At 68.0% G+C, this 12,826-nt stretch carries 10 protein-coding genes; 4 read left to right on the forward strand and 6 right to left on the reverse strand.

From position 1 onward, the window contains the following. Positions 1–186: 186 nt before the first annotated feature. Entirely contained in the window at positions 187–1,770 is a 1,584-nt protein-coding gene (locus tag AC1D14_RS08855) for a C40 family peptidase (RefSeq protein WP_476968316.1), read from the forward strand. Positions 1,771–1,810: 40 nt separating this feature from the next. Here the strand turns inward: AC1D14_RS08855 and AC1D14_RS08860 are convergent, their stop codons facing one another. The 3 genes from AC1D14_RS08860 to AC1D14_RS08870 are packed head-to-tail and all read right to left on the reverse strand — an operon-like array spanning position 1,811 to position 4,789. Next, positions 1,811–2,653, reverse strand: a complete 843-nt coding sequence (locus tag AC1D14_RS08860) for an ABC transporter permease (protein WP_230119602.1) — start codon at positions 2,651–2,653, stop codon at positions 1,811–1,813. Positions 2,654–2,663: 10 nt separating this feature from the next. Then, positions 2,664–3,671: an ABC transporter ATP-binding protein gene (locus tag AC1D14_RS08865; RefSeq protein WP_230119598.1), complete on the reverse strand. Its 1,008-nt coding sequence runs from the start codon at positions 3,669–3,671 to the stop codon at positions 2,664–2,666. Then, complete coding sequence (locus AC1D14_RS08870; RefSeq protein ID WP_476968317.1) at positions 3,668–4,789, reverse strand: LolA family protein; 1,122 nt, start codon at positions 4,787–4,789, stop codon at positions 3,668–3,670. The genes AC1D14_RS08865 and AC1D14_RS08870 overlap by 4 nt, the downstream gene beginning before the upstream one ends. Positions 4,790–4,942: 153 nt before the next feature. Here AC1D14_RS08870 and AC1D14_RS08875 point away from each other — a divergent pair, with 153 nt between their 5' ends. Continuing rightward, complete coding sequence (locus AC1D14_RS08875; RefSeq protein WP_230119596.1) at positions 4,943–5,602, forward strand: DedA family protein; 660 nt, start codon at positions 4,943–4,945, stop codon at positions 5,600–5,602. Between the two features lie 69 nt (positions 5,603–5,671). On the opposite strand, the gene AC1D14_RS08880 is transcribed toward AC1D14_RS08875, so the two are convergent. Further along, positions 5,672–8,368 carry a PEP/pyruvate-binding domain-containing protein gene (locus tag AC1D14_RS08880; protein ID WP_476968318.1) on the reverse strand — a complete coding sequence of 899 codons (2,697 nt, stop codon included), beginning with the start codon at positions 8,366–8,368 and terminating at the stop codon, positions 5,672–5,674. A 3-nt stretch (positions 8,369–8,371) separates the two neighbouring features. Continuing rightward, positions 8,372–9,409: a universal stress protein gene (locus tag AC1D14_RS08885; RefSeq protein WP_230119594.1), complete on the reverse strand. Its 1,038-nt coding sequence runs from the start codon at positions 9,407–9,409 to the stop codon at positions 8,372–8,374. Positions 9,410–9,847: 438 nt separating this feature from the next. Between AC1D14_RS08885 and AC1D14_RS08890 the strand changes: the two genes are divergently transcribed. Next, on the forward strand, positions 9,848–10,489 hold the full coding sequence (locus tag AC1D14_RS08890; RefSeq protein WP_230119601.1) for an NAD(P)/FAD-dependent oxidoreductase: 642 nt from the start codon (positions 9,848–9,850) through the stop codon (positions 10,487–10,489). Between the two features lie 5 nt (positions 10,490–10,494). Here the strand turns inward: AC1D14_RS08890 and AC1D14_RS08895 are convergent, their stop codons facing one another. Then, the gene (locus AC1D14_RS08895) at positions 10,495–11,148 is read right to left on the reverse strand and encodes a copper resistance CopC family protein (RefSeq protein WP_476968319.1); all 654 of its coding nucleotides are present in this window, start codon (positions 11,146–11,148) and stop codon (positions 10,495–10,497) included. A gap of 108 nt (positions 11,149–11,256) precedes the next feature. On the opposite strand from AC1D14_RS08895, the gene AC1D14_RS08900 reads away from it, so the two are divergent. After that, positions 11,257–12,699: an NCS2 family permease gene (locus AC1D14_RS08900; protein WP_476877122.1), complete on the forward strand. Its 1,443-nt coding sequence runs from the start codon at positions 11,257–11,259 to the stop codon at positions 12,697–12,699. Positions 12,700–12,826 lie beyond the last annotated feature (127 nt).

The following is a 12,826-nucleotide window of genomic DNA, read 5'->3' on the forward strand; positions in this document are numbered from 1 at the left end:
GGCGCAACACGCACGTCCAAAATCCGACAGAATGACTCTCGTGTTGTTTAGGATGCTGATGTGACTCGTGTTGCCAAAGTGATTATTGGCACGTAGCCTCAGTGCTGCTGGGTGATCTGCAGAGGGGCACTTCCGTGCCGCCTCCCTACTCGTTCGTCCCGGCCCTAGATGCTGCGAGGTTTGCGAATGAGTTTGTCCGGTCCCGGCCGCAAGGCGGCCGTGCTGTGCACCGCCGTCGTCCTTCTTGGAACCCTCGCGGGGCCGGCGCAGGCTGACCAAGCGCCGTCCGCTCTCGCCGCCGCCGTCACGGTTCCGGCGTCACCGAAAGTCCCCTCTCCCGAGGACATCGCCGCTGCAAAGTCCAGTGAACGCACGACGGCAAAGGAGGTCACCAGCATTGAGCACATCCTTGCCGATGCGGCCGCCGCCCAGGAGGGCACCTTTGCGCGAACCCTCGAAGCGAACAACGCGTACAGCGACGCGCTGGTGGAGCTGCGCATACGCGGCGATGCCGCGGCGGAGGCGACCGCCCGTGCCGAGGCAGCGGACAAGGATCAGGCAAAGAGCCGCAAGGAGATCGGCCAGCTGGCGGGAGATCTATACCGCAATGGCGGGCTGAACCCGGCCCTGAGCAGCCTGGTCACCGGAAAGGGCGATGTGCTGCAACAGGCCTCCACGCTGCAGGCCCTCTCCGCCGGCCGCAGCCGCGCCTTCGAAACGGCCGTGAACAGCGCTTCCGCGGCAGAATCACTTACCGCGGCAGCGGCTGATGCCCGGCGCGCGGCAGACGACGCTGCGAAGACCGCAGAATCGCTCAAGGCCGAGGCCGAACAGGCCAACGCAGCGCAACTGAAAGCAGTGTCCGATGCGACGGCGCAGCGGACAGTCCTGGTCGGCCAGCTCGCCTCGCTGAGGCACACCACGGCGGCGCTTGAATCAGCCAGGGTTGATGCCTTGGACCGCCAGCGGCAGCAGGCACGCCTCGCCGCGGTAACCGCAGCAGCCCAGCAGGCCGCAGCGGATCAGCCTGCGGCTGCCAGTTCGGCGTCCAACGGGCCCGCATCCAATCAGCCGGCGTCCCCCCAGCCGCCACAGGAAAGCCAGACCGGCGCCTCCGCGCAGAAGGCTGCTCCGGCGGCACCGGCTCCAGCGCAGAAGGCTGCTCCGGCGGCACCGGCTCCAGCGCAGAAGGCTGCTCCGGCGGCACCGGCTCCAGCGCAGCCTGCGGCGCCTGCGCCTGCGCCTGCCAGGCCCGCCCCAGCCGCGCCGGCGGCGCCCGCGCCGGCACGTCCCGCAGTGCCCTCACCGGCAGTGCCTGCCCCGGCAGTGCCCGCCCGACCCGCCCCAGTGGCACCTGCTCCTGCGCCAGCTCCAGTGCAACCTGCCCCCTCACCCGGAGGCTCCACCCAGACCGCCATTTCCGTGGCCCTGGGCAAGGTGGGCAAGCCCTACTTCTACCAATGGGGCGGCACCGGCGCCTACGGCTTTGACTGCTCGGGACTGGTTCAGAACGCCTTCGCCGCGGCAGGGAAATACCTCCCGCGGACGGCGTCGGAGCAGTTCGCCCAGGCGCCCGTCCACGTTCCTCTGTCGCAGGCGGAGCCCGGCGATCTCCTGGTGTGGGGATCCGCCCCGGGCTTCTATCACGTGGCCATCTACCTGGGCGGCGGCAGGGTAGTTCAGGCCCTCAACCCCGCCGCAGGCATCACGGTGACGGACCTGAGCGCGATGGCAGGCATGCAGCTCTATCCGGTGGCTGCGCGCTACTAGCCCGACGGTTTTCCGTGCAATGTTCGCCAGCCGGTGAACGTCAGGACAGCACGTCCTTGCTGACGAACCTGCCGTACGCCAGTGCCCCGAACACAGCGATGTAACCTGCCTGCAGGAGGGCGTTGCTGGTGAACGAATCCCACCCGATCGGCTGGCGCAGCAGGTCCGCGAAACCGAACCAGTAATGGCTGAACAGCCATGGATGCAGCCACTCCAGCTGCGGCAACTGGTCCAGCACCTGGGAGCCGACGGACAGCACGATCGTGGCGGCCATGGCACCCACCGGCACATCGGTAAGCGTGGACAGAAAGAGCCCGATTGCGGAAAGTCCCAGCAGCGACACCATCTGGTAGGCGGCGATCAGAAGCATCCGCCCCACTGCTTCGCCGGGCTCCACGACGTCGCCGGACAGCAGGGTTACCGGCCCCACGGGGAAAAGTGCCGCCCCGATAGCCGCGCCGGCGAGCGCCACGGCCACCGGGGCCGCAATACAGAAGGCAGCCGCCCCCACGTACTTCACAATGAGCAGGCGGACCCGCCCCGCGGGAGCCACGAGCATGTACCGCAGGGTTCCGAGGCCGGCCTCCCCCGCGATAGTGTCGCCCGCAACCACTCCGATGGTCAGCGGCAGGAACAGCGGTACCGAAACGATCAGCGCCGTCACTCCGACGAAGAGCCCGTTTTGGGTGATGCGGTCCAGGAACGCGGGCCCGCGGCCCGCGGGCACCGCCGTCGAGACCCGGACGACGACGGCGATCAACACCGGGATCGCAGCCAGTGCCAGCAGCAGGGCCTGGGTCCTCCTCCGGCGGAACAGCAGCGTCAGCTCCGACACAACCAGCGAAGCGCTCGACGGCGGCCGCCGGGCCTCACGCGCGGCCATGCCGGTGTCATCACTGCGCGACATCGAAGCCCTCCCCCGTCAGCGCCACGAAGCGGTCTTCCAGGCTGCCCCGCTCCACGGTGAAGCCGCGGACGCGGACGCCGTCAGCCACCAGCGCGGCGACGATCGATTCCGGTGCGAAGGTCTCTGTGCTGCGGGCGCCATTCCCCGGCAGGCCGCCGGCGCCGTCGGGCAAAGTTGCGGTGATGACCGCTCCGGCACCGTCCGGATGACCGACGACCGGGGCCATGCCGAACCGGACCAGAACGCCCGAGGCCGCAGCGGCGTCGGGCGTTAGCAGGCGGAGCTGCGCTGAACCCGCCTGGCGGAGCTCCGGCAGCGGCCCCTGTGCCACCAGCCGACCAGCACTCATGATCGCCGCGTGCGTGCAGATCTGCTCCACTTCGGCGAGCAGGTGGCTGGAAACGAACACCGTGGCGCCGTCGGCGGCCAGCGACCGGACCAGGCTGCGCACCTCCCTGGTGCCCTGCGGGTCCAGTCCGTTGGTGGGTTCGTCCAGGACCAGCAGTTCCCTGTGGGAAAGCAGGGCGTTGGCGATTCCGAGCCGTTGCTTCATGCCCAGCGAATAGGCCCGCACCTTCTTCCTGGCAGCGTGTGATAGCCCCACCCGCTCGAGGGCTTCCGCCACCCGGGCGCGCCGCGTGCCGGGCGTTGCATGCCGGTCCGCAGCGTCAAAGCGGTGCAGATTTGCTGCGCCGGAGAGGAACGGATAGAACGCCGGGCCCTCGACGAGGGCGCCCACCTGCGGCAGTACCTCGTCGAGCCGGCGCGGCATGTCCAGTCCGAGCACGGTGACCGAACCGGCCGTGGCCGCGGCGAGGCCAAGCATCATCCGGATGGTGGTGGTCTTTCCCGAGCCGTTGGGGCCCAGGAACCCGAACACCGATCCCCGGGGCACGGCCAAGTCGATGGCGTTCACGGCCAGTTGGTGGCCGAAGCGCTTGGTCAGCCCCCTGGTCTCGATGGCGAGTCCGGCGCCGCGGTCAGCGGGAGTCACCTCGCGGCAGCGGCAGCCTGCAGCCGCTCCAGCGGTACAGACCCGGCAAAGACACGGCCGTCGTCGGTCAGCAGAACGTTCAGCAGGGACGTCGAGATCGCCCGGCCGCCGGGAACAGTGATTATGGCCTGCCGAAGCAGCGGGTCCTTCAGCAGGGTATCGGCGGACGCCGCATCGGCATTCGCACCGCCGGCACGGGCGGGGAACCCGACCACGGTCTCCCAGCCGGAGCCCGTCAGCGACGGGGACTTTCCGGTCGCGTTCGTAGCTTTACCCTTGGCGTGGTGCTTGCCCATGTCCTTCGCGGCATGGGGCGTTGCCGGCAGCGCCAGGTTCTTGATCGTGGCACCGGGCGGCGGCGTGAAGTTGAAGAGGCCGGCATCCGGGGCACCCAGCGTCAGGCTGGAGAACGCGGTCCGGAACGCAGGCTCGGCCTGGCCGCGTGCCCGCACCTCCACGCTGAGCGGCAGCCCCTTCTCACCGTCCACGGCGATGGCCACGGATTCGACCAGCGTCCCCTGCGAGCGCGGAGTCAGCGTCAAATTGTAGGCAGCGCGTCCCGCCACCTCGACGTCGTTACCGACGGTCACGTCCGTGGACGAGTCGATCTTTGCCAGCATCCGGGCCGCGAGCTCCTCCGGCGTTGCCATGGTTCCCGGCGTGCGGGAGTCGGGCGATTTGTGGCCTGCGGCCTTCTCCGGCAGCGTCACGTGGGTGGCGGTGTTGTCTTTGGAGTTGTACAGCCAGACGTCGTTGCCCTGCCGCACTGCGTCACGCTCGGCGAGCCGGTCCATGACCTGGACCCGCACTTTGGTGGGGCCGTCGACGTAGACGCGCGCGCTGTGCGGTCCTGCCAGCAGTTCCGCAATCGAGCCCGTGCCGGCACCGGACGAGGGACCGATCTGGGGAACATCGGGCAAGCCGAACTCGGACGTCTGTTCCAGCGTTCCTGACAGGGACTTGGTAGTGTGCTGTCCAATCATGGCGAGCACCTGGGCAGGCGTCTTGTCGGGCAGGGGATCCCGAGCGCTGGCGGGAACGGACCCTGCCAGCACTCCGGCAGCAATTACAGCAGGTACGGCCACGGCGGGCGTCCACCGCAGCCACTTGGAGGCCATCTCAACTCCACTCCGACGTCGCAGGTTATATCCTCAGGGTACGCCTCGGCACATCCCCTGACAGCCCCTAATTCCGGCGCCGCGCTTTCGCCCGCGAACGTACTGGGCCAGACTGGACGGGACGCCGTCATCCAGCCGTGGGAGCCCGAGCAAATGAGCATCTATGCTGCCTCAACCACCCCGGCGGACGAGCTGACCGGGATAGTCGGCTTTGCCGCCCAGTCCATGGACGCGCTGGGCGAATGGGGCGTAGGGCTGTTCACGCTCGCAGAAACGATTTTCCCGCCGATCCCCAGCGAGGTCATCCTTCCCCTCGCCGGATTCCTGACCCGGCAAGGATCAATGAGCCTGGGCCTGGTCTTCCTCACCAGCACCCTGGGCGCCTACGTGGGTGCGCTGGCACTGTATTTCCTCGGAGCGAAGCTCGGGCTGGAACGGTCCATCCGCTGGCTCTCCAAGCTGCCGCTGGTTGACCGGGAGGACTTCGAAACCGCCGAGCGCTGGTTCCGGCGCCACGGCAAGTCCGCCGTCTTTTTCGGCCGGCTCCTTCCCGGCGTACGCAGCCTCATTTCGCTGCCTGCCGGCGCCGAGAAGATGCATCTGGGAACGTTCAGCGTCTTCACCATCGCTGGAAGCGGGATCTGGAACGGGCTGCTGATCGGTCTGGGTGTCCTGCTGGGCAAACAGTATTCGATGGTGGAACAGTACGCCCGCTATCTGAACTACGCGGTGTACGCCGCCTTGGCAGTCGTCGTTGTCTGGCTGGTCATCCGCTACATCCGGCGGAGGAAGTCGGCGGAGGACCCAAATTGACTCGCATTTTAGGCCGCTTTGAGCCCGCAAAACGACATTAAGTAGGCCAGTTTGGGTGCGCGGGAGCCGTCAGCTTCCGGGCAGTATGGTGCCCGCACCGCCGTCGACCGTTATGCTCTGTCCCGTCCGGAGAACCGACGTGGCGTCCGCGACGCCCACGACAGCGGGGATGCCGTACTCCCTGGCGACCACCGCGCCGTGCGAGTTGGGGCCGCCCATTTCCATGACGAGGCCTCCGGCGGTGAGGAAGAGCGGCGTCCAGCCCGGATCGGTGGAGGGCGCGACAAGGATCTCACCCGGCTCCAGGTGCGCGCCCACCGGATTCAGGATGACCCGGGCCGGAGCAGTCACAGTTCCCGCCGATGCCGGGCTTCCCGTCAGGGCACCTTCCCCGGCAGCCCCGTCCGACGAAAGCAGGGTCTCGGGCTCGGTGCCGTCGGAGAGAAGCAGCCGCGGGATTCGCCGCCGCTCCAGCTCGAGGTAGTAGGCCCCCTGCCGCCGGGCCACGAGTTCCTGCATGTCCGCGCCGTCCAGTGCTTGCCCGGCCTCGGCAAAGTCCAGGAAGAAGACGTCGTCGGCGCGGGCGATCCGCCCCTCGGCCGCCAGAGTGGCGCCCACCACGGCCACCTGCCGCCGGACCTCGGCCAGCGCCACCACGAGCTGGTACTTGGGAAGTTCCCGCAGGCCTGCGAACAGCCGGGCCCGCCGGAGCGCCGCGCGGACGAGGGCGCCCCGGACCCGGCTCCTGGCCGTGGTCTCGGCCACCAGCCGGGCCACCTGTGCCTCCGCTTCGTCTTCCGCTTTGCGGAACTGGCGGTCCGGGGCCAGGTCCGGGTCGTCGAGCCGCAGGTAATTGGCGAGCACGCCAAGGATATGGGTCGGGTCATCCCGCCAGCGGGGCATGCCGACGTCGATTTCAGCCACAGCCCGGTGGCCGAACCGCTCCAGGAACCCGGCCAGGCCCGCCTGCGCCACGGCGGGAAGTTCGCCGGCGCTGAAACGCTGCGCGAGCACGGTCAGCGGCTGCCCGGAGAACATTCGGGCGGACCCGTCGTCGGCACGGATCGCCGCTGCCAGCCGCCACAGCTCCAGGTCCATCGCGGTGGTGACGTTGTTGGGCAGGCCCCGGAGAATCGGCTGCAGCTCGATGCTCCCTTCACTTCCGGAACGTTCCTTCCCTCCCGCAAGCTTTCCTGCGAGCGCCAGCATCGCAAAGCCGAGGGCAGGCAGCGGAAGGATGGCGGTGACTATGGGAAACATTCGGGCCAGGACTTGCTCAGCGTAGTCAAGACGCTGCCGCGGCGAAGCCCCCGGGGGCAGGTTCAGGGAATCGCTGAAGTTCCTGGTAAACGCTTCGAGGCGCCGCAGTGCGGCTTCCGGGCGGAACAGCGCGCGCAGCAGGGATTCCGGCACGTGGGCACGCACCGCCGCGGGCCCCACGTGTTTCAGGAGCCCCAAGGGAGTTCGCCGGGTGATGGAAAACCGCGGGTCCACGAACACCCGGCGCAGGACCGCCGCGGAGCGCGCCTCCATCACGTCAAACACCTTAGGGACGATGCGGCGTCCCACGGTGCTCCGCGCCACGGTGGTCAGGTCGAAGAAGATGCGCTGGCCGGCCTCGACGTAGGGAGAGGGGCCATTCCGTGCGTTCGGCACGTCGAAGCCTGCCGCACGTCCAATGGAGGACGCAATGATCCGGATGGCCGCGAGCCCCATCGGAGTGATGGGCCGGGTCAGCCCCTGGGCGAGGCTGAAGCACAGGTAGACGCGGATGTCCTCCCCCGGCCTGGCTTTGTCCGCCAGCGGATACAGCGTGGTGATGGGGCGGGACTGCGTCAGCCAGGCCTTGCCGCGCGTGTCGATCGCCCACTCGGTATCCTGGGGCGATCCGTAGTGGTTTTCTGCCCGGCCGCCCAGCGCGGCCAGCTCCCGGATCTGCGGGTCCGTCAGGCAGGGCTTCCCTGCCGCAGCAGGCTGGTCCACGCTTTCAGTGCCGCCCCCGGGCAACGCGCGGACCACCAGCCGTTTGTCTCCCAGCCGGCGCTCCAGGATCTTCCCGGACGCGATGTCCACCACGAAATGGTCCGGGTTGACCGCGCCGGACACCACCGCCTCGCCCAGGCCCGGGCTGGCATCGATCACCGACTCGCGGCGGCGGCCGGTCACGGGGTTCGCTGTGAACATGACGCCCGCCGATGCGGCGTCCACCATGCGCTGGACAACGACGGCGAGCGCCACCGTGGACGGGTCAATGCCGCGGCTGGCGCGGTAGGCGACCGCGCGGTCCGTCCAGAGGGACGCCCAGCATTTCCGCACGGAGGCCACCAGGGCATCCGCCCCCACCACGTTGAGATAGGTGTCCTGCTGGCCAGCGAAACTGGCGAACGGCAGGTCCTCGGCCGTGGCCGACGACCTGACCGCCACCGGAACGTCCGGCCGGTCCGTGCCGCCCATCGCCTCGTAGGCGGCCTGCACCTGGGCGGCGATCCCCGGCGGGAGCTCGGCCGCCTCAATCAGGCTCCGGGCCCGGCCTGCCAGCTCGGCGAGCCTGTCCAGGTCATCCGTCGGGGTGGCCTCCAGGGTGCGGTGCACGTCGGCGAGCCCGAGCGGGGCCACCGCTTCAACGTACGCCTCGGTGGTAAGGCAGAAGCCGTCCGGCACGGGCAGGCCGGCGGATAGGAGCTCGCCGAGGTTCGCGGCCTTGCCGCCCACCAGGGGCAACATGTTGGCGCTGATGTCACCGAGGCCGAGAACCAGCGCGCCCATCGGCTACGAGGCGCCGAGCATGGGGCCGAAGCTGGCGCGATCGGCAAGCCGCAGATCCTCCCTGTCCGGCACCACCATGACCGGGCTCTTGGCGTGGTGCAGGACGCCGTCCGACGTGGAACCCAGGAGCATCCCGGCGAAACCGCCGCGGCCGCGGGTGCCGACGACCACCAGCTCCACGTGGCGGCTGGCCTCAACGAGCACTTCCACAGGGGAGCCGTCCAGGAGCCGGGTTTCGATGGCGAGCCGGGGGAAGTGGCTCTGCAGCCAGGCGACGCCGGCCTTGAGCTGGATCTGGATGTCAGCAAACAGCGCTTCCCTGTCCAGCGGCGCCGGCACCCACGCCAGCGATCCGCTGTACTGGGGCACCGCGCAGATCACCCGAAGCGGCGCTCCGAGCCGCTCGGCCTGGGCCGCGGCCTCAAGTACGGCGACGCGGGCCTGCTCGGAGCCGTCCACGCCCACCACAACGACGTTCTCCACGGGAGCGCGGCCCGCTTTGGCCTGTTCAGCCCTGATGTGCTTGTCCTGCGTGGTCTCCCCCAGGCGGTCCGAGCAGATCAGGGGGACGGTCACTGTGGCGCATTTGGCGTGCGCCGGCAGCGCGCTGCTGACCGAGCCGAGGAGCCGCCCCACGAAGCCTCCGCGGCCGCGCGTTCCAACGACCAGAAGCTCGGCGGTTTCGGACATTTCCAGCAGCACCCCGGAGGCGTCGCCGTTCTCGACGGCGGCGCTGACGTCGATGTTGTAGCCGGCAACCTTGTCCGCCGCATGCTTCAGGATTGCCTCGGCACCCTCGCGGATCACCGAGTCGTCCACGGTGGCGTACCCGCCGTCGAGGCCCGACGCCGCGAAAATGGGGACAGAGTATGCGGTGACGATGTGAAGCGGACGACGGCGGCGCTCGGCTTCACGGGCTGCCCACACCAGCGCACACTGCCCATGGTCTGAACCGTCGACGCCGACCACTATCCCCTGGGGCCTGGGGGACCTGCCGTCGCCATTCCGTGCCGGGTCCGGATGCAACTCGTGTGCGCCCATTCGGTCCGCCTCCTCGCGATACTGCCCTGATGATGCGGCTATTCTGCCAGACAGAGGCACAATCGCCGTCACCCTGCAGGCCTTCTTTACCCGGGTGTAGAAAACCTGCTCCTTGACACAACTATTCTCGGTCAGAGAGTACTTAGCAAGCATGCCCGGAGCACAGCAATCGTGCCTCCGGCGACTGAATCTCAGGCCGTGTTAAGCATGGCTGCCCGGGGGCTTTACCCTGACCCAGGGCCGTTCTCCGCCAATGTTCCCGGAGGACTATCCAGAGTCCGAAAAAGTCTGTATTCTTCGAGGCACTGTTGATCCGAGATTTGTGTTTCAGAACACGTCCGGACCATATTTTGTGTCTGCTTGCTGGGGCAGCGGACCGTGCAGGGCACGGACGCCCTGCGCTTCGAAAATCTCGAGGAGGAAGCTCTAGTGTCAAGCATGCCCGGTCTCAGCGGAGCTGAACGGACCACCACGGTGGTCATCGGCGCCGGCCTTCCCGGCCTGGCAATCGCCACCGAGCTTCGGCGGCGAGGGGTGGACTCCATCATCGTGAGCGGGCTGGAGTCCCCGGGCGGCGGCCAGACGTCCCAGACGCCGCCCCTTCAACGGTGCGACGCCGCCGATGGCTCTTCGCGGGAGGAGCGCAACGAGATCCTGCGCCACCTTCGCAACTATGCTTCGAGCCACCAGCTGGACATCCGCAGCGACACCTCTGCGGTGCTGCTGGACAAGATGGGATCCGGGACAGCCGGACCCACCCTCCACCGGTGGGCCGTCCACACCCCCGACGGCGTACTGCTGGCGGACCATATCGTGCTCACGCGCTGCGCCAACAGCCAGCTCCGCAGGATGCTCACTGATCTCGGCATCTCGGTGGGTCAGAACCTGGTGGCTGCCATGCGCGCTATCGGCATCTATCTGGTAGGGGTGGGCGGGCTCATCACCCCGACACCCAAGGAAGTGCTCCGCCAGGCCAAGGTGGTGGGCCAGGCCATCTCGGCCAAGGTTCACCCGGACAGCGTCCCCTCAGTCCTCACGGGAAGCTTCGCGGCCCTCCCGGCCTCCGTCCAAGCCGTGTAACCCGGCTACGACGACAGGCCTCCCGGGCGCGCCCCGGTGCCCTCACCTTCGGAGTCAGCCGTATCCCCCGCGCCGGAATCCTCGTCGTCGCTCCCGGCCACGAGCCTGCGGCGAGCGAGGACACCGAGTGCAACCAGCAGCCCCAGCGCCACGGCTGCGAACACCACCAGGCTCCACGGGAACGGTTCCGAGGCGTCCGGCACCTTGTCCGGAGCCGGGGTGATTCCCGGCTGGGGTGTGCCTGCCGTGGGAACCGGAGCGGCCGCCGTCGAGCCTGCCGCCCCGGCGGTTGCAGTGAAAGTGAAAGTCCCCTCAATGGGGTGCGAGTCCGAACTGACCACGCGCCAGACCACCGTGTACTTGCCCGCAGGCGCGCCGTCCCGCAGCTTCTGCGAGGCCACGTTGTCAACGATCTCCACCTTGCCGTCTGCCCAGTCGCTTCCGGACGCGTCGCTGACCTTGATCTGCGAGCCCAAACCGAGCGGGTTGTTGTTAAACGTGACGGACACCTTCGCGGGAGGCGTTGCCACGGTGGCACCAGCGGCCGGGCTGCTGGACTCGGCGGCGTCATGGGCTGAGGCCGGGCCGGCGCTGAAAAGCATCGCGGCAAAAGCGACGGCGCCCAGTACGGCGATGAGCAGCTGGCGGGTGGAACGCATGGGCGGATTTCTCCTCGTGTTGGCTTCCTTACAGACTAGGCGAATTTGCCTGGGAGGATCCCTTCAACCCAATAGGATTCAACCAACCCCAAAACTCCCGGAGGACTAATGCTTAAGCAGGGCTCTGCACTGGACCGGTATTTCAAGATTTCCGAACGGGGGTCCAACTTCTCCCGCGAGATCCGCGGCGGTTTTGCCACGTTCTTCGCAATGAGCTACATCGTGGTGCTGAACCCGCTGATTCTTTCCGGCCCGGATTCCTCCGGCGCCACGCTCGGCTTTCCTGCCGTGGCTGCTGTCACCGCATTCGTGGCGGGCATCCTCACCATCCTCATGGGCGCCTGGGCCAAGCACCCGTTCGCCATGGCCACGGGGCTGGGCGTCAACGCGTTCGTGGCCGTCACCGTGGCCACCAACCCGGGGCTGAGCTGGCCGGACATGATGGGCCTGGTCCTGCTGTCCGGCGTCACCATGCTGATCCTGGTCCTCACCGGATTCCGCACCGCGGTGTTCAAGGCTGTTCCGGACGGACTCAAGACGGCGATCGTGGTGGGCATCGGCCTGTTCATCGCCCTGATCGGGCTCGTCAACGCCGGGTTCGTGCGCCGCATCCCGGATGCGGCCGGCACCACTGTCCCGGTGGGCCTGGGCTTTGACGGCAAGCTCCTGGGCTGGCCCACGCTGGTATTCGTGTTCGGCCTCATCCTGACCATCGGCCTGCTGGTCCGCAAGGTCAGGGGTGCCATCCTGATCGGCATCATCGCCTCCACCATCCTCTCCGTCATCCTGGAATTCACCCTGCACATCGGCCCGAGCTTCGACGGCAAGAACGTCAACCCGCAGGGCTGGTCCCTCGTTGCCCCAACGTTCACGGAGTGGGCTGCCCCGGACCTTTCCCTGATTGGCAAGGCCAACCCGCTTGGCGCCTTCGAACACCTGGGCTTCATCGCCGCGACACTGCTGGCGTTCGTGATCCTGCTGAGCATCTTCTTCGACGCCATGGGCACCATGGTGGGCCTGGCCAACGAGGCCGGAACCGTGGACAAGGACGGCAACATCCCCAACGTTGACCGGGTGCTGCAGGTCGACGCACTCGGCGCGATCGTGGGCGGCGGCGCGTCCGTGTCCTCCAACCAGATCTTCGTCGAATCCGGTGCAGGCATCGGCGAAGGCGCACGGACGGGCCTGGCCTCGATTGTGACCGGGCTGCTGTTCCTGGTGGCCATGTTCTTCACGCCGCTCATCAACCTGGTGCCGTTCGAAGCCGTGGCCCCCGCCCTGGTGGTGGTCGGCTTCATGATGGTGGCCCAGGTGGGCAAGATCGACTGGAAGGACTGGGGCATCGCCCTTCCGGCCTTCCTGACCTTTATCCTGATGCCGTTCACGTACTCGATCGCCAACGGCCTGGGCGCGGGCTTCATCGCGTATGTGCTGGTCCGCACTTTCCAGGGCCGCGCACGGGACGTTCACCCGCTCATGTGGGCCGTCGCCGCCGCGTTCCTCCTGTTCTTCGGCATCGGCACCCTCGAGCAGGCCCTGGGCATGGCCTAACCGCGTTCCCCTTCGCCGAGGTGGCATTTTGCGGCAGTGTTTTTCGAGAACATTGCCGTGAAATGCCACCTCGCCGTTTAAGCCGGGTTGGCCCGGGGCGCGGTTCCGGGATTTCAGACAGGACGAC

The organism is Arthrobacter sp. P1_B11, from assembly GCF_056406715.1.